Origin of the sequence: Pseudomonas sp. SCA2728.1_7 (assembly GCF_018138145.1) — a bacterium.
Taxonomy (GTDB): domain Bacteria; phylum Pseudomonadota; class Gammaproteobacteria; order Pseudomonadales; family Pseudomonadaceae; genus Aquipseudomonas; species Aquipseudomonas koreensis_A.
This window is the reverse complement of record NZ_CP073104.1, coordinates 5,298,531-5,319,849: the sequence shown is the minus strand read 5'-3', so window position 1 is coordinate 5,319,849 and position 21,319 is coordinate 5,298,531. Positions and strand designations below refer to the sequence as shown.

Annotated in this window: 18 protein-coding genes; 13 read left to right on the top strand and 5 right to left on the bottom strand. The window is 59.7% G+C overall.

The window, feature by feature from the left end; genetic code table 11:
- Positions 1-48: 48 nt before the first annotated feature.
- The 5 genes from norR to KBP52_RS23870 all read left to right on the top strand — a co-directional run bounded on the left by norR (position 49) and on the right by KBP52_RS23870 (position 4,618).
- Entirely contained in the window at positions 49-1,608 is a 1,560-nt protein-coding gene (norR, locus tag KBP52_RS23890) for a nitric oxide reductase transcriptional regulator NorR (protein ID WP_137218400.1), read from the top strand.
- Positions 1,609-1,920: 312 nt separating this feature from the next.
- Positions 1,921-2,823, top strand: a complete 903-nt coding sequence (locus KBP52_RS23885) for a chemotaxis protein (RefSeq protein ID WP_034156080.1) — start codon at positions 1,921-1,923, stop codon at positions 2,821-2,823.
- Between the two features lie 27 nt (positions 2,824-2,850).
- Positions 2,851-3,309 carry a GNAT family N-acetyltransferase gene (locus KBP52_RS23880; RefSeq protein ID WP_077574464.1) on the top strand — a complete coding sequence of 153 codons (459 nt, stop codon included), beginning with the start codon at positions 2,851-2,853 and terminating at the stop codon, positions 3,307-3,309.
- 149 nt (positions 3,310-3,458) lie between these two features.
- Entirely contained in the window at positions 3,459-3,785 is a 327-nt protein-coding gene (locus KBP52_RS23875; RefSeq protein WP_212621085.1) for a hypothetical protein, read from the top strand.
- A gap of 83 nt (positions 3,786-3,868) precedes the next feature.
- The gene (locus KBP52_RS23870) at positions 3,869-4,618 is read left to right on the top strand and encodes a YkgJ family cysteine cluster protein (protein WP_123595728.1); all 750 of its coding nucleotides are present in this window, start codon (positions 3,869-3,871) and stop codon (positions 4,616-4,618) included.
- A 104-nt stretch (positions 4,619-4,722) separates the two neighbouring features.
- Here the strand turns inward: KBP52_RS23870 and KBP52_RS23865 are convergent, their stop codons facing one another.
- The 3 genes from KBP52_RS23865 to KBP52_RS23855 all read right to left on the bottom strand — a co-directional run bounded on the left by KBP52_RS23865 (position 4,723) and on the right by KBP52_RS23855 (position 6,017).
- The gene (locus KBP52_RS23865; protein WP_212621084.1) at positions 4,723-4,962 is read right to left on the bottom strand and encodes a hypothetical protein; all 240 of its coding nucleotides are present in this window, start codon (positions 4,960-4,962) and stop codon (positions 4,723-4,725) included.
- A gap of 112 nt (positions 4,963-5,074) precedes the next feature.
- Positions 5,075-5,380 (bottom strand): hypothetical protein, encoded by a 306-nt coding sequence (locus tag KBP52_RS23860; RefSeq protein WP_077574467.1) that lies wholly within the window; start codon positions 5,378-5,380, stop codon positions 5,075-5,077.
- Between the two features lie 274 nt (positions 5,381-5,654).
- The gene (locus KBP52_RS23855; protein ID WP_116031565.1) at positions 5,655-6,017 is read right to left on the bottom strand and encodes a DUF6124 family protein; all 363 of its coding nucleotides are present in this window, start codon (positions 6,015-6,017) and stop codon (positions 5,655-5,657) included.
- A 1,249-nt stretch (positions 6,018-7,266) separates the two neighbouring features.
- Between KBP52_RS23855 and KBP52_RS23850 the strand changes: the two genes are divergently transcribed.
- From KBP52_RS23850 to KBP52_RS23815, 8 genes are all read left to right on the top strand, one after another.
- Positions 7,267-8,568 carry an IS4 family transposase gene (locus KBP52_RS23850; RefSeq protein WP_077571455.1) on the top strand — a complete coding sequence of 434 codons (1,302 nt, stop codon included), beginning with the start codon at positions 7,267-7,269 and terminating at the stop codon, positions 8,566-8,568.
- A 164-nt stretch (positions 8,569-8,732) separates the two neighbouring features.
- Positions 8,733-9,893 carry an efflux RND transporter periplasmic adaptor subunit gene (locus KBP52_RS23845; RefSeq protein WP_212621083.1) on the top strand — a complete coding sequence of 387 codons (1,161 nt, stop codon included), beginning with the start codon at positions 8,733-8,735 and terminating at the stop codon, positions 9,891-9,893.
- Positions 9,890-12,991 (top strand): multidrug efflux RND transporter permease subunit, encoded by a 3,102-nt coding sequence (locus tag KBP52_RS23840; RefSeq protein WP_212621082.1) that lies wholly within the window; start codon positions 9,890-9,892, stop codon positions 12,989-12,991. The genes KBP52_RS23845 and KBP52_RS23840 overlap by 4 nt, the downstream gene beginning before the upstream one ends.
- A 9-nt stretch (positions 12,992-13,000) precedes the next feature.
- Entirely contained in the window at positions 13,001-13,678 is a 678-nt protein-coding gene (locus tag KBP52_RS23835; protein ID WP_007916978.1) for a heavy metal response regulator transcription factor, read from the top strand.
- On the top strand, positions 13,668-15,032 hold the full coding sequence (locus KBP52_RS23830) for a heavy metal sensor histidine kinase (protein WP_212621081.1): 1,365 nt from the start codon (positions 13,668-13,670) through the stop codon (positions 15,030-15,032). The genes KBP52_RS23835 and KBP52_RS23830 overlap by 11 nt, the downstream gene beginning before the upstream one ends.
- A gap of 417 nt (positions 15,033-15,449) precedes the next feature.
- Positions 15,450-15,671, top strand: a complete 222-nt coding sequence (locus KBP52_RS23825) for a hypothetical protein (RefSeq protein ID WP_007916980.1) — start codon at positions 15,450-15,452, stop codon at positions 15,669-15,671.
- 197 nt (positions 15,672-15,868) lie between these two features.
- Positions 15,869-17,185, top strand: a complete 1,317-nt coding sequence (locus KBP52_RS23820) for an OprD family porin (RefSeq protein ID WP_212621080.1) — start codon at positions 15,869-15,871, stop codon at positions 17,183-17,185.
- Between the two features lie 223 nt (positions 17,186-17,408).
- A complete protein-coding gene (locus KBP52_RS23815) occupies positions 17,409-18,917 on the top strand; it encodes a sensor domain-containing diguanylate cyclase (RefSeq protein ID WP_212621079.1) in 1,509 nt (502 codons plus the stop codon).
- A 176-nt stretch (positions 18,918-19,093) separates the two neighbouring features.
- Here KBP52_RS23815 and lpxC read toward each other — a convergent pair whose 3' ends face one another.
- The gene (gene lpxC / locus KBP52_RS23810) at positions 19,094-20,005 is read right to left on the bottom strand and encodes a UDP-3-O-acyl-N-acetylglucosamine deacetylase (protein WP_007916984.1); all 912 of its coding nucleotides are present in this window, start codon (positions 20,003-20,005) and stop codon (positions 19,094-19,096) included.
- Between the two features lie 112 nt (positions 20,006-20,117).
- Positions 20,118-21,314: a cell division protein FtsZ gene (ftsZ, locus tag KBP52_RS23805; protein WP_007916986.1), complete on the bottom strand. Its 1,197-nt coding sequence runs from the start codon at positions 21,312-21,314 to the stop codon at positions 20,118-20,120.
- Between the last annotated feature and the right edge of the window lie 5 nt (positions 21,315-21,319).

Genomic DNA, 21,319 nt, shown 5'->3' with positions numbered 1-21,319 from the left:
ACCTTTATAGTCATCCCGACTACATATTGTCTCTTTGACTACAAGACCATGACCGCCAAATCCCTGCTCACCGCCCTGCTGCCACTCGTCTCCGACCTGTCCCGCGAATTGCCCGAGGGCGAGCGTTATCGACGTTTACTTGAAGCCATGCGCGCCTTGCTGCCCTGCGACGCTGCAGCGTTGTTGCGCCTCGACGGCGAAGCGCTGGTGCCGCTGGCGGTGGACGGTTTGAGCACCGACACCCTCGGCCGGCGCTTCAAGGTCAGCGAACATCCGCGTTTTGAAATACTCCTCAGCGGTGCCGGACCCACGCGATTCGCCGCCGATAGCGACTTGCCCGATCCTTATGACGGTTTGGTCGACGGCCTCGACGAGCATCTGGAGGTTCACGATTGCCTCGGTTGTCCTTTGTTTGTCGATGAAAAACTCTGGGGCCTGATCACCCTCGACGCCCTCGACCCCGAGCGTTTCGAACCGATCGAACTGGACGCCCTGCAAGCTTTCGCCAGCCTCGCCTCGGCCACGGTCAACGCCGCCGAACGCATCCAGCGCTTGGCCAATCGCGCGGAGGACGAGCACCAGCGCGCCGAGGTCTATCGCCAGGCCAGCGGCCAACAGAACCGCGAGATGATCGGCCAGAGCAAGGCGCTGAAGAAACTGGTGGAGGAAATCAATCTGGTCGGCGGCAGTGATCTGACCGTGTTGATCACCGGCGAAACCGGCGTCGGCAAAGAACTGGTCGCCCAAGCGATCCATGCCGCCTCTCCCCGCGCCGATAAACCGATCATCAGCCTCAACTGCGCCGCGCTGCCGGATACGCTGGTCGAAAGTGAACTGTTCGGCCACGTGCGCGGCGCCTTCACCGGCGCCACCAGCGACCGTCGCGGCAAGTTCGAACTGGCCAATGGCGGCACGTTGTTTCTCGATGAAGTCGGTGAGTTGTCGCTCACTGTGCAGGCGAAATTATTGCGCGTTTTGCAGAGCGGTCAGTTGCAGCGTTTGGGCTCGGACAAGGAGCATCAGGTCGATGTGCGCCTGATTGCCGCGACCAACCGCGACCTCGCCGAAGAAGTGCGCAGCGGCCGTTATCGTGCCGACTTCTATCATCGCCTAAGCGTCTACCCGCTGCGCGTGCCGGCGCTGCGTGATCGCGGCCGCGATGTGTTGCTGCTCAGCGGTTTCTTCCTCGAACAGAACCGCTCGCGAATGGGCCTCAACAGCCTGCGCCTGAACAGCGACGCCCAGGAAGCACTGCTCGCCTACACTTGGCCGGGCAACGTGCGTGAGCTGGAGCACTTGATCGGGCGCAGTGCGTTGAAGGCGCTGGGCAATTGCAAGGTACGGCCGAAGATTCTCAGTTTGAGCGCGGCGGATCTGGATCTGCCGCGCGAGGTTGTGGATAACTCGGTTGAGGCTGGTGTCGGTGTCGTGGCTGAGATGCCGTTGATCACTGGAGATTTGCGCAGTGCGACCGAGCAGTATCAGCGGCGTTTGATCAGTGCGGCGCTGGAGCGTAATCAGGACAACTGGGCGAGTGCGGCGCGGGAGTTGGGGCTGGACCGAGCCAACCTCGGCCGCATGGCCAAACGACTAGGCATGAAGAGCTAAAAGCACACCCTCACCCTAGCCCTCTCCCGGAGGGAGAGGGGACTGATTGGGGGATATTGAAGAATTCCGCCGACGTGAAAGATCTTTACCGAATCCATAATCGACTCGGTCATTCAGGTCGATGTACAACGCCAGACACCTCGGTCGGCCCCCTCTCCCTTCGGGAGAGGGCTGGGGTGAGGGGCTTTGGCTTTTGATCTCCACGCCACCCGACAACTAACCTAAAGCCCACCCCTTTAACGCCGATAACCCGGCATCAATAGTTTCTGGCGATTCCCACCCTCGCCCACCACCTTTCCACAGAAGGTTCATATGTCCTCCACCAAAGCCCGCGCAGACTCACTTTCGCTTCTGCTGTTTACCTTGCGCAGCGGCAAGTTGATGGCGATCAACCTGCTGAAAGTCAGTGAAATCATCCCCTGCCCGCCGCTGACCAAACTGCCGGAATCGCACCCGCACGTGAAAGGCATCGCCACGTTGCGCGGCGCCTCGCTGTCGGTCATCGACCTCAGCCGCGCCATCGGCGAGCGTCCGCTGGAAGACCCGAACGGCGGCTGCCTGATCGTCACCGACGTCAGCCGCTCGAAGCAGGGCCTGCACGTGCAGGCGGTGAGCAAAATCGTTCATTGCCTGACCACCGACATCAAACCACCGCCGTTCGGTTCCGGCGGTTCGCGCGCCTACATCACTGGCGTGACCTCGGTGGACGGCACGCTGGTGCAGGTGCTGGATATCGAAAAGGTTATCCACAGCATCGCCCCGGCACAGATCGAAATGGCCCCGACCGACCTGAGCATGGAAGACGCTGATGTGCTCGGCAACGCGCGGATTCTGGTGGTCGACGACAGCCAGGTGGCGCTGCAGCAATCGGTACACACCCTGCGCAATCTCGGCCTGCAATGCCACACCGCGCGCAGTGCCAAGGAGGCCATCGACTGCCTGCTCGACCTGCAAGGCACGGCTCAGCAGATCAACCTGATTGTCTCCGACATCGAGATGTCCGAGATGGACGGTTACGCCTTCACCCGCACCCTGCGCGAAACCCCGGACTTCGCCCATCTGTACGTGCTGCTGCACACCTCGCTCGACAGCGCGATGAACAGCGAGAAAGCGCGTTTGGCCGGGGCGAACGGCGTACTGACCAAGTTCTCCTCGCCGGAACTGACCCACTGCCTGATCGAAGCGGCCAAACACGTCGCCGCCCAAGGGCACTGAGTCTTGGCCGAGACGTATTGTTTTTTGATGCGGCGCGATCTTGGCAAAGACGCACCGGATGCACCTTGGCCACAAGACATTGAACTGCGCACGTACTCCGTCGAAATGGCGGCGGACGTGCATCATTTGATGCAACTCGGTTATCGCGAAGGCGGCGGCCGAGTGCCGGCGCTGGACGCTTGGCAGCGGCAGTTCGAAACCGATCCTGAATATGATCCGAGCCTGTGTTTGATTGCCCGTGATGCCGAAGGCGTAGTCGGTGTGGCGCAATGCTGGACCAGCGCCTATATCAAGAATCTGGTGGTGCATCCGCGCATGCAGGGCCGCGGATTGGGCCGGGCGTTGTTGCTCAATGCATTCAAGGTGTTTCAGCAACGCCGTGAAGGGTTTGTTGATCTGAAGGTGCTGGAAGACAACCGGCGGGCGCAGCGCTTGTATGAAAGTGCCGGAATGTATGTGGTCCGCCGGGAGTTGGTGCCGGACTGATAGACCGTCTTCGCGAGCAGGCTCGCTCCCACCCTGGAATGCATTTCAAACTGTGTGAGCGAGCCTGCTCGCGAAAGGGCCGGCACAGGCAACTTCTAACACTCAGGCAGACTCAAACCTTGGCCACCCACGACCAAGGACGCCCCACCATGAAAGCCATCACCGCAAGCCTGCTCTGCCTCACCGCCCTCGCCTCCCAGGCCCACGCCTCCAGCCCCGACGCCTGGGCCGCTTACGACAAAACCGTGCTCGCCAGTTGCACCAAAGCCAGTGGCCTGAAAAACGCCAAACCCGTCGACGCCCCCGCACAATTCGACGACAGCGTCGGCTACACCGCCGTGTTGCTGCAAGGCCAATACCCGCAAAAACACATGAAAGGCCAGCAAGGCACCGAGCTTTGCCTCTACAACAAAAAATCGAAAACCGCCTTCGTCAGCGAGTGGGACTCGATCCGTCCGACCGCCAAATCCCAGTGAGTGGCGCATAACTTGCTTCGATCCGCGCCTGTGCGGTGGTTTTCCGCCACCGTTTCACACCCTGATTGAAGACAGATCGCTCAATGAATACGACGTTTTCCTGCGTAGGCTGCGGCAAATGCTGCACCGACCACCATGTCCCGCTGACCCTGGCCGAAGCCCGCATGTGGGCGGCGGATGGCGGTCAGGTGATCGTGCTGGTCGAGGCCTTTCTTGGTAATGGCCTGGGTTTGCCGGCGCAGCAGCGTGAACATGCCGAACGGCGTTCAGCGGTCGTTCGCAGCGGCGCGACAGACGCCCATGTGGCGATCACCTTCGCCGCGTACAACGTCGGCCCCTGTCGGAATCTTGACGAAGACAAGCTGTGCCGGATCTACGAGCGCCGGCCGTTGGTGTGTCGCATTTATCCGGCGGAAATCAATCCGCATATCCCGCTCAACCCTGCCGCCAAGGATTGTCCGCCGGAGTCCTGGCAACAGGGGCCGGTGCTGATTGTCGGCGGTGAGTTGGTGGATCAGGAACTGGTGGAGTTGATTCAACGCTCGCGCCAGGCCGATCGGGATGACATCGGCATCAAGGACGCGATTTGCGCGATGCTCGGCATTCGTACCACGGCGCTGAAGGGTGACGGGTTTACTGCGTACTTGCCGAATATGAGCGCGTTTGCTTCGGTGATTGATCAGGTGACCGCGCAACCGCTGGCAACTGCTCCGAGTGAGTGGGTGTTTCATGTGTCCGGGGATGATGTGGCCGGGCAAGTGGTGGCGGCCGGAGCGCAGGTGGTGACTGAACCGGCGCAGACGTATGCGTTCATTTCGCTGCGGGCGGCTTGATCCAGTTTCTTTAGCGTCCGCCCGGGCCTCATCGCTGGCAAGCCAGCGAAAGGTCCGGCACAGGCAGTATCAATCGCCGCGTTGAGCGCAGGCGGGATTAAAACTCAGCGCTTGCCCATCGAACGACGGGTGCCCGGCGGCGCCATGCCCGGGGTCTTGGTGTGGCCATTCTTGGCGCCGTTCTTGTACCACGGCTGGTTCGAGCCTTTGGCAGAAGCCAGTTCGCCCGGTTTGAACGGGAACTTGAACGCCGGGATATCGGCTTTGGTTTCGCTGGTATCGGCCAGATCAGCCGAGACATCGCTCACAGCGTCGTCAACCGGCGGCAGGGTCGGGGAAGTCATAAAAGCTCCGGAAAGCAAAAAGTCGGGCCCGATCAGTGAGCCGCGAAGGCGCGCAGTATACCTTTGCGCCCTGACTCGGCACCTGAAGATTTTGCAGCGCACGCCGAACGGTTTACAGGTAACTGATGATGACGATGCCTTTGTCGGTTGTGGTCTTCAGCGCTTCGTAGCGCATGGAAATCGGCAGCGCCTGATGACTGCAGGCGTTGCGATCAGTGTCGACATCGACGCTCACGCCGGGCTTGATTTCGATCTGACGAGACTCACGAGACGCAAACGCCCCGACCGGTCCGACCTGACAGCCCGAATCAACGATTTGCCCGGTGAAGCGGATCTCGCCGGATTGACTGGCCGGCGCGGCGAAGGCTGTGAGTGGAAGCAAGAGAAGCACAGACGGCAGAGCGGTTTTCAGCTTCATTTCAAGACACTCCCGGGGTGAGCGGCCCAGAGAACCCGGGCTACACAATGTTATCCGCGTACTGGGACGGATCTTGAGAAGCGTAGTGGGCAAATAAGTCCCTGATTGGGACTGATCGGTCCCTTTTTGGGACTGCTTAACAAAAAATGGCCGTTAGAGATGGGCTGCCCAATCAGACGTCTTCGCGAGCAGGCTCGCTCCCACAGGGGGACTGCGTTTCAAACGGTGGGAGCGAGCCTGCTTGCGAAGAACGATGACGCGGTGCTCAGACGGATTACGTTTGTGGATCAACCCGATCCAGCGCCCGGTTCACCGCAAGCTCGGCAAGCATGACGATCTGCTGGATCGCCAGCGCCGTACTGCGCTGCGGGCGACTGAGCTGATCAGCCAGATCAGCGGCCATGACATTGGCTGAAGCCAGCGATTCGCAGGCGTGGGCGAGCAGGCTTTCGGTGTCGATGTTCGGGTGGATGAGGAACATCGTACTGGGCTGACGCGGTTTGACCGGTTCGGGACAGAGGTAGAAATCGAGGGCGCGCTTGATGGCTTCGCGGGTTTTGATCTGGTCGTCGGCGCGGAGGGCGTCTTCGAGTGGGGTTGTGGGATCGATGGGTGGATCTGGAACTGGCTTAGTCATTGGAAACCCTATTTTGCAAATGGGAGCCATCCCTTGCCGTTTCTCACGCGGCGAAGTGGGTGGCAGCTATGTGCGGGGTGAGAAACCGGAAAAATAGGAAACCGGCCAGACCGAAGTCTGCCCGCACACAGCCGCCATGAAGCATTTGCAAGCAGCGGATAAGCCGCCGGCAATTATGCGGACTGATGGACTGATTCACTAATTTTTCAGGGTTCTCACACCCGATCACCGAGTTTTCGGCGACAACCAAAGACTAGAGAGCGCACGTCCGACGGACAACCTGAAAACCTTGTGGGAAGGTTCTGGTTATTTGACACAAATTTAAACAGCCAAAAGCCAACCCTCACCCTAGCCCTCTCCCAGAGGGAGAGGGAACTGACCGGGGTGTTTGGCAGAGCTACGCCGACGTGCGATACCGTGTTGAACTCAGGTTTTGAAACAGATCAAAAGCCCCTCACCCTAGCCCTCTCCCGAAGGGAGAGGGGACTGACCGGGGTGTTTGGCAGAGCTACGCCGACGTGCGATACCGTGTTGAACTCAGGTTTTGAAACAGATCAAAAGCCCCTCACCCTAGCCCTCTCCCGAAGGGAGAGGGGACTGACCGGGGTGTTTGGCAGAGCTACGCCGACGTGCGATACCGTGTTGAACCCAGATTCTGAAACAGATCAAAAGCCCCTCACCCTAGCCCTCTCCCGGAGGGAGAGGGGACTGACCGAGTTGTTTGGTAGAACTACGCCGACGTGCGATACCGCGTTGAACTCAGATTCTGAAAGGCCCACAAATCGGCTCCCTCTCCTCGGGGAGAGGGCTGGGGTGAGGGGCGAATCCAACACAAAACCAAAGCCGACCACGCCCCGCTCTTCACCACTCAATAGGCCGAGTGTCAGCTCGCCTGCTCTTGATCTGTAGGGCGACGTCGGAAGGCTGAGTGGAGGGATTGATCCGGGCGTGGGAGCGCAGCGACCGTTTGGCGCAGCCAAACACAGCGAGAGGAGGTGCAGCGAAGCAAACCGTAGACGCTGCGCCCGGATCGATCCCGCAGCGAAGGAACCCCGAGCCCCAGCGAGCGGGCCGCACGCAGGAGCAAGCCTTTTTGGTTACTTTTTCGGCGTCTGGAAAAAGTGACCCGCCGTAAGGGCCATCCCTTTCAAGGTCTTCGGTAAAATCCCCTGAAATTTCATTCAGGGATCCCCAAACGATGTGGGCCGATGTTCTAGCGCGTTTCGAGAAAAAAGCACCTGCCAGTGTCATGGCTAAATTGGCTCTGGAGCAGGCTATTGCCCCTGAGTGGGTCGATCAGGTTTTCGAAGAGCATCGGCAACGGCAGTATTCTCGTGAGCTGCTGTTCTCGACCATCATCAAGCTGATGTCCCTTGTTTCATTGGGCCTGAAGCCATCCCTGCACGCCGCCGCGCGGCAACTGGAAGATCTTCCTGTCAGTTTGGCGGCTCTCTACGACAAGATCAGTCGTACCGAGCCGGCGCTGTTGCGCGCCCTGGTTACGGGCTGCGCTCAACGCCTGACTCCAACCATAAAAGAGCTGGGTTGCACGACGATGCTGCCGGGTTGGCAGGTTCGGGTAGTGGACGGTAATCACTTGGCATCCACTGAGAAACGTCTGGGAGCTTTACGTCACGAGCGCGGCGCCGCTCGTCCCGGTTTTTCGGTGGTGGCATACGACCCCGACCTCGATCAGGTCATCGACCTTCAGGCGTGTGAGGATGCCTACGCAAGCGAGCGTGTTTGCGTGCTGCCGCTGTTGGCTGATGCCGAGCCGGGCCAAGTGTGGTTGGCTGATCGACTCTATTGCACGCTCCCGGTCATGGAAGCTTGTGAGCAGGCCCAGACCTCCTTTGTCATTCGCCAGCAAGCCAAGCATCCACGCTTGATTCAAGAAGGTGAGTGGCAAGAGCCGGTGCCTGTGGAAACAGGCACTGTGCGTGAGCAGATCATCCAGGTCAGAGGCGGTTACCAATGTCGGCGTGTCGAACTGACGCTTCATTCGCCAACGGACTCGGGAGACAGCAGCTTGATGTTCTGGAGCAACCTACCCCAAAGCGTCAGTGCACAGCAGATCGCAGAGCTCTATCGCCGCCGCTGGAGCATTGAAGGTATGTTCCAGCGACTGGAAGCGATTCTGGAAAGTGAAATCGAAACCCTTGGCAGCCCAAAGGCTGCCTTGCTCGGGTTCGCCACTGCGGTATTGGCCTACAACGTCCTGGCCGTCCTCAAACGAAGTGTCGAGCAAGCTCACCGGGAGACTCAGCCTGAAGGATGGGAAGCCTCCATCTATCACTTGGCGGTTCAGGTCAGGAGTGGTTATGAGGGAATGCAGATTGCGCTGCCCTCGGAATATCTTCCCGTTGTCCCTCTGGAGCAACTGGCCCAACGCTTGTTGGAGCTGGCCAGAAACATCCAGCCCAAACAAGTTGCGAAAAGCCCTCGCGGTCCCAAGGTGCCTAAACCCAAGACATGGGTTCAAGGTACAGCGGTCCATGCTCATGTCTCAACGGACAGAGTTATCAAGGCTGCCAAAACGAAAAGACCTTGAAAGGGATGGCCGTAAGGGCGGAACCCTGAGCCGCCGTTACCGCAGCAACGGATATGTACCCAGCGAAACTGACAGCGCCGACAGCTAGCCGTCACCCTACTGACCCGCTGACAGGTTTATAAAGACAACAACCCTGCCCAAACTCCGTCCGGCGCCCACCCCGCATGCGAATCCAAAAGAACAAAGCCCTGCTCGCCACCCTATTGATCGTCCTCGCAGGCGCAGGTCTGTGGTACGCCCTGAAACCCGCCCCGACCAAACTCGCCACCCCCACCGCCATCCCGGTGCGAGTCATAGCGGTCAGCGAAAAAGACGTCCCCCGCTACACCAGCGGCATCGGTTCCGTACTCTCATTACACAGCGTCGTCGTGCGCCCCCAGATCGACGGCATCCTCACCAAAATCCTCGTCAAAGAAGGCCAACTCGTCAAAGCAGGCGACCTGCTGGCCACCATCGACGACCGCTCCATCCGCGCCAGCCTCGATCAGGCCCGCGCCCAACTGGGCGAAAGCCAGGCGCAACTGCAAGTCGCCCTGGTCAACCTCAAACGCTACAAACTGCTCACCGTCGACGACGGCATCTCGAAGCAGACCTACGACCAGCAACAAGCCCTGGTCAACCAACTGAAAGCCACCGCCCAAGGCAACCAAGCCTCGATCGACGCCGCGCAAGTACAACTTTCCTACACGCAGATCCGCTCGCCGGTTACCGGTCGCGTCGGTATTCGTACCGTCGACGAAGGCAACTTCCTGCGCATGACCGACACCGCCGGCCTGTTCACCGTCACCCAGATCGACCCGATCGCCGTCGAGTTCTCGCTGCCGCAGCAAATGCTGCCGACCCTGCAAGGCCTGATCAACGAACCGCAACGCGCCCAGGTCAAGGCCTACATCGGCGCCGACACCGACGGCGAAACCGGCAATCTGCTCGGCGAAGGTCACCTGACCCTGATCGACAACCAGATCAACGCCAACACCGGCACCATCCGCGCCAAAGCCGAATTCGCCAATGCCAGCCAGAAGCTCTGGCCCGGCCTGCTGGTCACGGTAAAAATTCAGACGGCCCTCGACAAAGATGCTCTGGTCGTCCCGCCGACAGTTGTACAACGTGGCCTCGACCAACACTTCGTTTACCGGGTGAATGGTGACAAGGTCGAAGCCGTGCAAGTGCAGATGGTTTACCAAGGTAGCGGTCAGGACATCATCAAAGGCGTGAAGGCCGGCGATGTGCTGGTCACCGACGGCCAGTCGCGGCTCAAGCCAGGCTCGACCGTACAAGTGATGACCGAGCCGGCGCAGGTAGTGCAAGCGGAGCCGAAACCATGAAGGCGCACAAAGGCGTCTCCACGTGGTGCATCGATCACCCGGTCGCGACGATTCTGCTGACCATCGCCCTGGTACTGGTCGGCGCAATTGCCTTCCCGCGTCTGCCAATCGCGCCACTGCCGGAAGCGGAATTTCCGACGATTCAGGTGTCCGCGCAGTTGCCCGGCGCCAGCCCCGACACCATGGCCTCGTCCGTGGCCACGCCGCTGGAGGTGCAATTCAGCGCCATCCCCGGCATGACCCAGATGACCTCCAGCAGTGCCTTGGGCTCCAGCCTTTTGACCCTGCAATTCACCCTCGATAAAAGCATCGACACTGCCGCGCAGGAAGTCCAGGCGGCGATCAACACCGCCGCCGGCAAACTGCCCAAGGACATGCCGACCCTACCGACTTGGAAGAAGGTCAACCCGGCCGACAGCCCGGTGCTGATCCTCAGTGTCAGCTCGACGCAAATGCCCGGCACCGAACTCAGCGATCTGGTGGAAACCCTGCTCTCGCGTCAGATCAGTCAGATCGACGGCGTAGGCCAAATCAACATCACCGGTCAGCAACGTCCGGCGATTCGCGTGCAAGCCTCGGCAGACAAACTCGCGGCGATCGGCCTGACCCTCGCCGACATTCGTCTGGCGATCCAGCAGACCAGCCTCAACCTCGCCAAAGGTGCGCTGTACGGCGAATCGAGTATCTCGACGCTGTCGACCAACGACCAGTTGTTCCACCCCGAGGACTACAGCCAACTCATCGTTTCCTACAAGGATGGCGCCCCGGTTCACCTGCGCGATGTCGCCAAAGTCGTCAACGGTTCGGAAGATGCCTACGTGCAAGCCTGGGCCGGTGATCAACCCGGTGTGAACCTGGTGATCTCGCGTCAACCGGGCGCCAACATCGTTGAAACAGTTGACCGCATTCAAGCCGCCCTGCCCGGCCTCGAAGCAATGCTGCCGGCGTCGGTGCAGGTGAAAACCCTGATCGACCGTACGCAGACCATTCGTGCTTCGCTGCATGAGGTCGAGATCACCCTGTTGATCGCGATCATGTTGGTGGTCGCGGTGATGGCGCTGTTCCTGCGCCAGTTGTCGGCAACCCTGATTGTTTCGGCGGTACTCGGCGTGTCGCTGATCGCCAGTTTCGCCCTGATGTACATCCTCGGTTTCAGTCTGAACAACCTGACGCTGGTGGCGATCGTGGTGGCCGTGGGGTTTGTGGTCGACGATGCCATCGTCGTGGTGGAGAACATCCACCGACATCTGGAGGCCGGCGACGACATGCGCGAGGCGGCCATCAAAGGTGCCGGCGAGATCGGTTTCACCGTGGTCTCGATCAGTTTCTCGCTGGTGGCGGCGTTTATTCCGCTGCTGTTCATGGGCGGCGTGGTTGGGCGCCTGTTCAAGGAATTCGCCCTGACCGCGACTTCGACCATCATGATTTCCGTGGTGGTGTCGCTGACCCTGGCGCCGACGCTGGCGGCGCTGTTCATGCGCAAACCGGTGCATCACGCCCACGCCAAACCGGGCTTCAGCGAACGCTTGCTCGGCTGGTATGAACGAGGCCTGCGCCGCGCCCTCACCCATCAGAAACTGATGATCGGTGTGTTCGGTTTATCACTGGCAATGGCCATCGGCGGTTACATCTTTATCCCGAAAGGTTTCTTCCCGGTGCAGGACACCGGTTTCGTCCTCGGCACCACCGAAGCTGCGGCGGATATTTCCTACGGCGACATGGTGAAAAAACACCTGGCGATGGCCGAAATCGTCGCCGCTGATCCGGCCGTGCAGGCGTTTTCCCATTCGGTAGGTGTCTCCGGCAGCAACCAGACCATCGCCAACGGCCGCTTCTGGATCGCCCTGAAAAAACGCGGCGACCGCGATGTCAGCGCCAGCCAGTTCATCGACCGCATCCGTCCGCAACTGATGAAAGTCCCCGGCATCGTTCTCTATCTGCGCGCTGGTCAGGATATCAACCTCAGCTCCGGCCCGAGCCGCGCGCAGTACCAATACGTGCTCAAGAGTAACGACGGCGCGACCCTCGCCACGTGGACGCAACGCCTGACGGAAAAACTGCGCAGCAACCCGGCGTTCCGCGACATTTCCAACGATTTGCAACTGGGTGGCAGCATCACCCACATCAGCATCGACCGCAGCGCCGCCGCCCGTTTCGGCCTGACCGCGAGCGATGTCGACGAGGCGCTGTACGACGCCTTCGGCCAACGGCAGATCAATGAATTCCAGACTCAGGTCAACCAGTACAACGTGATTCTGGAGCTGGACACCAAACAACGCGGCAAGGCCGAAAGCCTCAACTATTTCTACCTGCGCTCACCGCTGAGTGGCGAGATGGTGCCGCTGTCAGCGCTGGCCAAGTTCGATGCGCCGACCATTGGCCCACTGTCGATCGCGCATGACGGTATGTTCCCGGCCGCAAACCTGTCGTTCAACCTCGCGCCCGGTGTGGCGTTGGGTGATGCGGTAATTCTGCTCAATCAGGCCAAGGCCGAGATCGGCATGCCGACGGCGATCAGCGGCAATTTCCAAGGCGCAGCGCAGGCGTTCCAGAGTTCACTGGCCAGTCAGCCGTGGCTGATTCTCGCGGCGCTGGTGGCGGTGTACATCATTCTCGGTGTGCTTTATGAAAGCTTCGTGCACCCGCTGACGATCATCTCGACGCTGCCGGCGGCAGGTTTGGGTGCGGTGATCATGCTGTGGATCTGCGGCCAGGACTTTTCGATCATGGCGTTGATCGGTCTGGTGTTGCTGATCGGTATCGTCAAGAAGAACGGCATCCTGATGATCGACTTCGCGCTCGAAGCGCAGCGCCACCGAGGCCTGTCGCCGCAGGATGCGATTTTCGAAGCGTGCATCACGCGGTTCCGGCCGATCATCATGACCACCCTCGCCGCGCTGCTTGGCGCGCTACCGCTGATGCTCGGTTACGGCACCGGCGCCGAACTGCGCCAGCCGTTGGGGATCGCGGTGGTCGGCGGTTTGCTGGTCAGCCAGATGCTGACGTTGTTTACCACTCCAGTCATATACTTGTGGCTCGAGCGGCTGTTCCACCGGCCCAAACCGATGCCCTCACCGGCGTTGGCGATCACAGACTGAGGCAGGGTCATGCGCGTTCTGATTATCGAAGACGAGGAAAAAACCGCGGACTATCTGCACCGCGGTCTGACGGAACAGGGTTACACCGTGGATCTGGCCCGCGACGGCGTCGAAGGCCTGCATCTGGCGCTGGAAAGCGACTACGCGGTGATCGTCCTCGACGTCATGTTGCCGGGCCTCGATGGCTTCGGCGTGCTGCGCGCATTGCGTGCACGCAAGCAAACCCCGGTGATCATGCTCACCGCCCGCGAGCGCGTCGAAGACCGCATCAAAGGCCTGCGCGACGGCGCCGACGATTACCTCGGCAAACCGTTTTCCTTCCTTGAACTGGTCGCACGTTTGCAAGCGCTGACCCGGCGCAGCGGCGGGCATGAACCGGTGCAGGTGAGCATCGCAGACCTGTGGATAGATCTGATCAGCCGCAAGGCCACTCGCGCCGGCACTCGTCTGGATCTGACCGCCAAAGAGTTCTCGCTGTTGAGCGTGTTGGCCCGCCGGCAAGGTGAAATCCTTTCGAAAACCGCGATTGCCGAGATGGTCTGGGACATCAATTTCGACAGCGATGCCAACGTCGTCGAAGTCGCGATCAAACGCCTGCGCGCCAAGCTCGACGGGCCGTTCGACGAGAAACTGCTACACACCATTCGCGGCATGGGTTATGTGCTGGAGAGCCGTGGTGTCCAGTAACTCGATTGCCCTGCGCCTAAGCGGGATGTTCACGCTGGTGGCGCTGCTGGTGTTTCTGTTGATCGGCGGCGCGTTGTATCAGCAGGTCGACAAAGGCCTGGGATTGCTCCCGGAAGCCGAGCTGGATGCGCGTTACAGCGTGCTCGAATCGGCGCTCAATCGCTTCGGTACGCCGGAGCACTGGCTGAAGATCAACGCCAAGTTGAAGCTGCTCGGCGAGGAAGACAAACGCATTCGTTTCTGGGTGGTGAGCGGCGATCCGGGTTATGAATACGGTCAGCCGGATGCGGCGATTCGCGCGTTCGCCCAAGGCCCGTTGGGCATGCATGATCTGCAGTTGCCCGACCATCCTTATCCGTTGAAAGTGTTGCTGACCGAGTTGCCAGCCAAGGATCAGCGTCCGCCGCTACGGTTCATGATCGGCATCGATACCGAGACCTTTCATGAGACGCAGCACAACCTGCTGATTGCCTTGATCGGGCTGGCGATTGTCGGTGTGCTGATGGCTTCGGCGCTGGGCTATTGGGTCGCGCGGATTGGTCTCAAACCGCTGATCAAACTGTCCCATGAAGCTCAACGACTGGCGCCTCCGCTGCGGGCCGGGCGCTTGCGTCTGTCGCCGCTGCCACCGGAACTTGAGCAGTTTGTCGACTCCTTCAACTCGACGCTGGAACGGGTTGAGCAGGCCTACTCGCGGCTGGAATCGTTCAACGCCGACGTCGCTCATGAGCTGCGTTCGCCGCTGACCAATCTAATTGGTCAGACTCAGGTGGCGCTGACCCGTGGGCGTTCTGCCGAACATTATTTCGAAGTGCTGCAATCCAATCTGGAAGAGCTGGAACGGCTGCGCTCGATCATCAACGACATGCTGTTTCTGGCCAGTGCCGACCAGGGCAACAAGGCGACCAAACTGACCTCGACGTCGCTGGCGGATGAGGTGGCAACGACCCTGGAATATCTGGATTTCATTCTTGAAGATGCGCAAGTTGAGGTGCAGGTCAGCGGCGATGCGCAGGTGCAGATCGAGGTCGCGCATTTGCGCCGGGCGTTGATTAATTTGCTGAGCAATGCGGTGCAGCACACCGGCGCGGGTCAGGTGATCGAGGTGCACATCGAGGTTAAAGAGCAGCAGGTGAGTATCGGCGTGGCCAACCCCGGTTCGCCGATTGCCAGCGAGCATTTGCCGCGCTTGTTCGAGCGCTTTTATCGGGTCGATGCGTCGCGCAGCAACAGTGGCAATAACCATGGCTTGGGGTTGGCGATCGTCAAGGCGATTGCGCTGATGCATGGTGGAGATGTGTTTGTGCGCAGTGATCGGGGGATGAATACCTTCGGGATTTATTTGCCGGTCTGAAAAGCCCCTCACCCTAACCCTCTCCCGGAGGGAGAGGGGACTGACCGTGGTGTTCTTTCGAAGTACGCCGACCTGAAAGCTCGAGTCGAACTCAGGCTTTGAAAAGCCCCCGATCGGATCCCTTTCCCCCTCGCCCCCCTGGGGAAATGGGACTGAGCGAGTTGTTCTCTCGAAGTACGCCGACCTGAAATATCCAGTCGAACTCGGATTCTGAAAAGCCCCGGATCTACTCCCTTTCCCCCTCGCCCCCCTGGGGGAGAGGGCTGGGGTGAGGGGGTTGCTCTTTACTACACCGCGATCTTCGACTTTTACCTCCTGCGCAACAGTCATTTATGAAAATCACGCTGTTTCCCAACGCCCGGCGACCTTATCTTTGCCCGCACCAAACAGCACTCGCCAAGCGAGAAGGTTTTCAAGATGTCCAACAGTATGGGTATTGCCAGCGCGTTCGTTTTGTCCTCATTGATCCTGTCGCCGATGGCGATGGCTGAAGAATCGCAGTCGTTCGTGGCGCACAATGTCGCTCGCGCTCAGGCCTTCGATCAGCATCAGGCCGAAGTGATGGCCAAGGCTCAGGACGCCTCGCAAGCCCCGCAGGCTGCTACTTCCCAGACTCAAGCAAGCGAGAAAGACAGCTGAGTCGCGCACCGCGCCAACGTTTCCCTCGACGCGGTTGTTTGGCTCTTCCCGTTCAACCGTCGTCATTCCAGGCCGCTGCCTTTCAGCGGCCTTTTTTCGTTGTGGTCTGAAAGCCGTTTGGTTCGTCTGTAACAACAAGAAACATCGAGCACCTCAAAATATAGAGGCGCCAGTTGACCCAAGGAGCTCCATTGCACGTGCGTTACCCAGTCCGTTTCACCCCGCTGTTCATTGCAATTACCGCAACGATTGCCCCTGCCGCTCACGCCGACGAGCCTGCCAAACAAGGCTTTGTCGAAGGTTCGAGCCTCAACCTCAACGCCCGCAACTACTACATGAATCGCAACCGCTTGCAGAAAGCGGACGACAACATCGAGTGGGGCCAGGGCTTTCTTGGCATCTTCAAGTCGGGCTACACCGAAGGTACGGTCGGTTTCGGCATTGATGCCCACGCCATGCTCGGGCTGAAACTGGATGGCGGTGGCGGCACCGACGGTTCGAGCATCCTGCCGGTCAGAGAGAACGGCGGCAAAGCGCCGGGGGCGTTTTCCACCGCAGGTGGCACGCTGAAAATGCGCGCGTTCGATACCGAGTTGAAGGCCGGTGATCTGTTCCTCACCAACCCGGTGATTGCCGGCGGTGACACGCGCATGCTGCCGCAGACCTTCCGTGGTGTGAGCCTGACCAACCACAGCTTCGACGGCTGGTTGATCGAAGGCGGCCAGGCCAGTTTCACCAAGCCTTACAACCAGAGTGGCCACACACGCATCGGCACTTCCTACGGGACATTGGCCGAGGGCGACGAGAGTCAGCACCTGAACTGGGCCGGCGTGGCCTGGAGCGGTGTCGAAGGCCTGACCAGCAGTCTTTACGCCTCCGAGCTGAAGAACATCTGGAACCAGTACTACTACGACCTCGACTACACGTGGCAGTTGAACGATCTGGTCAGCCTCAACCCGGGCCTGCACTTCTATCACACGCAAGACACCGGTGATGCGCTGCTGGGCAACATCGACAACAATACCTACAGCCTGCATTTCACCGTTGGCGTCGGTAATCACAGCGTTACTGCCGCGTATCAGCGGGTCAACGGCAACACGCCGTTCGACTACATCAGTCAGGGCGACAGCGTTTATCTGGATAACTCACAGCAGTATTCCGACTTCAACGGCCCGAACGAACGCTCGTGGAAGCTTAAATACGCCTACGACTTCGCCGGTGTCGGCGTACCGGGGCTGACCTCGTCTGTGTCCTACTCGCGCGGCACTGTCGACCTGACCAAAGTTGACCCCGACAGCAAAGGCTATTCCAACTGGTACAGCGCCGATGGCCGCAACGCCAAGCATTGGGAACGCGATCTCGACTTGCAGTACGTGGTGCAAAGCGGTCAGGCCAAAGATCTGGCGGTGCACTTGCAATGGGCGACCAACCGCGGTGGCAACGGTTACGGCGTGATTGATTCGGATACAGATGAGTACCGTGTGATCATCGACTACCCGATCAACGTCTTCTAAGATCGGCGCCATAACACCGTCTTGAATTCAGTGATGCCCGTCCTGTGGGAGCGAGCCTGCTCGCGAAAGCGGTCTACCATTCGACATCCAGGTTGAATGACACAGCGCTTTCGTCGGAACGCCGCCCGGAGCAGGCTCGCTCCCACATTGGAAATGGTTTCTGGCTTCGGCTGTGGTGTTTGGCCTACTACGCTTATAAGACTTCCCCAACCGATAACCCATCATGATCGCGAGCCGTACCCCACCCGTTGCGGGCAAGACCGGACGCCCCGAGCTGCTGCTGATCTGCGGCAGTTCGCTGACCGTGATCGCGATTCTGTGCATCGTCACGTTCCTGCTGATCCGCGAGCACGCCAACGCTCAGGAATCGGCGACCCGCAGCGCCACCACCATTGCGCAACTGATCGACGCCGATGTGCTGCGCACCGTCGAGTTGTACGACTTGACCCTGCAAGGCCTGATCGCTGCCGCCCAACGCGATGATCTGCAAACTGTCTCACCGCAGATCCGCCATCTGGCGCTGTTCGACCGCTCCACCACGGCGCGCTTCAAGGGCGACATTCTGCTCCTCGATAAACACGGGGATGTGATCGCCGATTCTTCACGAATCGAGCCGAAACCGGGCAATTTTGCCGACCGCGATTACTTCCTCGCCCACGCGTTCAACCGCGATGTCGGCATGTATATCAGCCGCCCGTTCAAGACCCGTTGCGACTGCGACGAAGCCAACCAGTGGCGCATCAGCTTCAGCCGACGGATTTCCTCGGACACCGGTGAGTTCGCCGGTGTGGCCGTGGCGTCGATGAAGCTCGACTACTTCGACCAGTTGTTCAACAGCCTCGACATCGGTAAAGACAGCACGTTGAACATCATCGACAACAACGGCGTGCTGCTGGCGCAGAAGCCTTATCTGCAAAGCGATTCGATCGGCAAGAGCTTCGGCAACCGGCCCAACGTCATACGGATTCTGCGCGACAAGAGTGGCAATGGCAGTTTCAACAGCGTTTCCAGCATCGACCATCAACAACGTCTCTATACCTATTCGCGGGTCGGCAATCTGCCGTTGATCGTGATGGTCGCGCTGTCCAGCGACGAGGTGTTCGGCACGTGGAGTCGTACCGCCCTGTTGATCAGCGGCGCCACGGGGGTGTTGTGCGTGGGTTTGCTGTGGCTGACCTGGCTGCTGGCCCGCGAGTTGCGCTTGCGCCAGCGGGCCGAGCGCGAGCTGGCGCAACTGGCCGCCACCGACGCGCTGACCGGTGTGGCCAATCGGCGGATGCTCGATCAGGCGTTGCGTCATGAGTGGTTCCGCGCCCAACGCTCGGGCAAGCCGATGTCGGTGATGATGATCGATGCCGACCACTTCAAGGCGTTCAATGATCGGCATGGGCATCAGGGCGGGGATCAGGCGCTGAAGACGCTGGCCAGGGTCATTACTGAAAGTGTGCGGCGACCGGCGGATCTGGTCGCGCGTTATGGTGGCGAGGAGTTCTCGGTGATTCTCGCCGAGACCGACGGTCATGGCGCGCAACAGATTGCCGAGCATATTCGTCAGGCTGTGGAACAGTTGCCGTTGGTCGACGGGGCCGAACGGCCGATGACGGTGAGTATTGGCATCGCGACGTGGACGGCGGCGAGTGAGATGACGCTGGAGCAGTTGCTGTTTGCGGCGGACAAGGCGTTGTATCAGGCCAAGGAAGGTGGGCGTAACCGGGTGGTGGTGGCTTCCTGATAAATGTAGTGGCTTCACCGGCCCTATCGCGAGCAGGCTCACTCCTACAGGGGAATGCATTTCAAATGTAGGAGTGAGCCTGCTCGCGATGGGGCCGGCCCAGGCAACACAAAAACTGCAGGCATAAAAAAAGGCCATCCGAGGATGGCCTTCAAAAAACTAGAGAGGTTTTTTACTTACACCGCCGCAACCGGGCGCATGTAAGAGATTGGTGCGGTGCTGGCGTCTTCGAACGTCACCACTTCCCAAGCATCTGTCTGCTCAATCAACTTGCGCAGCAGCTGGTTGTTCAGTGCGTGGCCGGACTTGAAGCCCTTGAACTCACCAATCAGGCTGTTACCCAGCAGATACAGATCGCCAATGGCATCGAGGATCTTGTGCTTCACGAATTCGTCTTCATAGCGAAGGCCGTCTTCGTTCAACACGCCATCGGCATCGACCACGATTGCGTTTTCAACGCTGCCGCCGAGTGCGAGGTTGTGCTTGCGCAGGTACTCGATATCACTCATGAAACCAAAGGTACGGGCGCGGCTGACTTCTTTTACAAACGAAGTGCTGGAAAAATCCACGCTTGCACTTTGGGTGCGGTCCCGGAATACCGGGTGATCGAAATCGATCTCGAAGCTCACCTTGAACCCTTCGAAAGGGACGAAAGTGGCGCGCTTGTCGCCGTCTTCCACTGTCACTTCACGCAGGATGCGGATGAATTTCTTGGCGGCGTCCTGTTCTTCCAGGCCTGCCGATTGAATCAGGAATACGAAGGGTCCAGCGCTGCCATCCATGATCGGGACTTCGGACGCGGAGAGCTCGACGTAGGCGTTATCGATGCCCAGGCCAGCCATGGCCGAGAGCAAGTGCTCTACCGTGTCCACTTTGACGTCGCCGTTGATCAGCGTCGTCGACATAGTGGTTTCACCGACGTTTTCCGCGCGGGCAGGAATCTGCACCACAGGGTCGAGGTCAGCGCGACAAAACACAATGCCAGTGTCGACAGGCGCAGGCTTGAGGGTCAGATAGACCTTCTCACCGGAGTGCAGGCCTACACCTGTGGCACGGATAATATTTTTCAGTGTGCGTTGTTTAATCATGGCTTGGGCCGCTTCAGCGCAAATTGCGAACTGGTATCAACAAAGGCTGGCGATGATAGCAGACCATGCCTTTGCTGAACACCAATCACCTTCATAGCCCTGATACATTCCATCAATCGGCCTGACGACGCAGGAAAGCCGGGATGTCCAGGTAGTCCAGATCATCTTGCGGATTCATCTTCGCGGCAGCCGCAGCACCGGCCTGAGCCTGGTTGCGCATGACGGTCGGACGGTCCAGATCACGGTAGTTGACCGCTGGTGCTTCCTGACGGGCCGCAGCCGGTTGTTGCACCTGGGCAGATGCCATGGAGGTGTGAACGGTGTTGTCGATGACCTTTACAGGCTTCTCGATTTTCGCGCCCAGACCGGTGGCAACCACGGTTACGTGCAGCTCGTCGCGCATGTCCGGATCGATAACGGTACCGACCTTGACCATCGCGTGCTCGGAAGCGAAGGCTTCGATGATCGAACCCACATCGGAGTACTCACCCAGAGACAGGTCAGGACCGGCGGTGATGTTCACCAGGATGCCGCGTGCGCCTTGCAGGTTCACGTCTTCCAGCAACGGGTTGCGGATCGCCGCTTCGGTGGCTTCACGTGCACGGTTCGGACCGCTGGCGCAGCCAGTGCCCATCATCGCCATGCCCATTTCGCTCATCACGGTACGCACGTCGGCGAAGTCGACGTTGATCATGCCCGGACGCTTGATGATGTCGGAGATACCGCGAACGGCACCGGCCAGTACATCGTCTGCCTTGGCGAAAGCCGACAGCAGGCTTGCGTCTTTACCGAGGATGGTCAGCAGCTTCTCGTTAGGAATGGTGATCAACGAGTCGACGCTTTCCGAGAGCATGCGGATGCCTTCATCGGCGATCTGCATACGCTTGCGGCCTTCGAACGGGAACGGACGCGTTACGACCGCAACGGTCAGAATGCCCATTTCCTTGGCCACTTCGGCGATGATCGGCGCAGCACCGGTACCGGTGCCGCCGCCCATGCCAGTGGTGATGAACACCATGTTGGTGCCCTGCAGGACTTCGGCAATGCGCTCACGGTCTTCGAGAGCGGCCTGACGACCTACTTCAGGGTTGGCGCCGGCGCCGAGACCTTTGGTCACGCCGGTGCCCAGTTGCAGAATGGTACGCGCGCCGATGTTTTTCAGCGCTTGAGCATCAGTGTTGGCGCAGATGAACTCAACGCCTTCGATGTTGCTCTTGACCATGTGATTGACAGCGTTGCCGCCGCCACCGCCAACACCGATAACTTTGATTACCGGGCTTGCGGGGATGTTGTCTACGAGTTCGAACATTTTCC

What these genes read in the sequence shown, in the direction of transcription:
- norR (WP_137218400.1), top strand. Translation starts at nt 49, where the DNA reads ATGACCGCCAAATCCCTGCTCACCGCCCTGCTGCCACTCGTCTCCGAC.
- KBP52_RS23885 (WP_034156080.1), top strand. Translation starts at nt 1,921, where the DNA reads ATGTCCTCCACCAAAGCCCGCGCAGACTCACTTTCGCTTCTGCTGTTT.
- KBP52_RS23880 (WP_077574464.1), top strand. Translation starts at nt 2,851, where the DNA reads ATGCGGCGCGATCTTGGCAAAGACGCACCGGATGCACCTTGGCCACAA.
- KBP52_RS23875 (WP_212621085.1), top strand. Translation starts at nt 3,459, where the DNA reads ATGAAAGCCATCACCGCAAGCCTGCTCTGCCTCACCGCCCTCGCCTCC.
- KBP52_RS23870 (WP_123595728.1), top strand. Translation starts at nt 3,869, where the DNA reads ATGAATACGACGTTTTCCTGCGTAGGCTGCGGCAAATGCTGCACCGAC.
- KBP52_RS23865 (WP_212621084.1), bottom strand. Translation starts at nt 4,962, where the DNA reads ATGACTTCCCCGACCCTGCCGCCGGTTGACGACGCTGTGAGCGATGTC.
- KBP52_RS23860 (WP_077574467.1), bottom strand. Translation starts at nt 5,380, where the DNA reads ATGAAGCTGAAAACCGCTCTGCCGTCTGTGCTTCTCTTGCTTCCACTC.
- KBP52_RS23855 (WP_116031565.1), bottom strand. Translation starts at nt 6,017, where the DNA reads ATGACTAAGCCAGTTCCAGATCCACCCATCGATCCCACAACCCCACTC.
- KBP52_RS23850 (WP_077571455.1), top strand. Translation starts at nt 7,267, where the DNA reads ATGGCTAAATTGGCTCTGGAGCAGGCTATTGCCCCTGAGTGGGTCGAT.
- KBP52_RS23845 (WP_212621083.1), top strand. Translation starts at nt 8,733, where the DNA reads ATGCGAATCCAAAAGAACAAAGCCCTGCTCGCCACCCTATTGATCGTC.
- KBP52_RS23840 (WP_212621082.1), top strand. Translation starts at nt 9,890, where the DNA reads ATGAAGGCGCACAAAGGCGTCTCCACGTGGTGCATCGATCACCCGGTC.
- KBP52_RS23835 (WP_007916978.1), top strand. Translation starts at nt 13,001, where the DNA reads ATGCGCGTTCTGATTATCGAAGACGAGGAAAAAACCGCGGACTATCTG.
- KBP52_RS23825 (WP_007916980.1), top strand. Translation starts at nt 15,450, where the DNA reads ATGTCCAACAGTATGGGTATTGCCAGCGCGTTCGTTTTGTCCTCATTG.
- KBP52_RS23815 (WP_212621079.1), top strand. Translation starts at nt 17,409, where the DNA reads ATGATCGCGAGCCGTACCCCACCCGTTGCGGGCAAGACCGGACGCCCC.
- lpxC (WP_007916984.1), bottom strand. Translation starts at nt 20,005, where the DNA reads ATGATTAAACAACGCACACTGAAAAATATTATCCGTGCCACAGGTGTA.
- ftsZ (WP_007916986.1), bottom strand. Translation starts at nt 21,314, where the DNA reads ATGTTCGAACTCGTAGACAACATCCCCGCAAGCCCGGTAATCAAAGTT.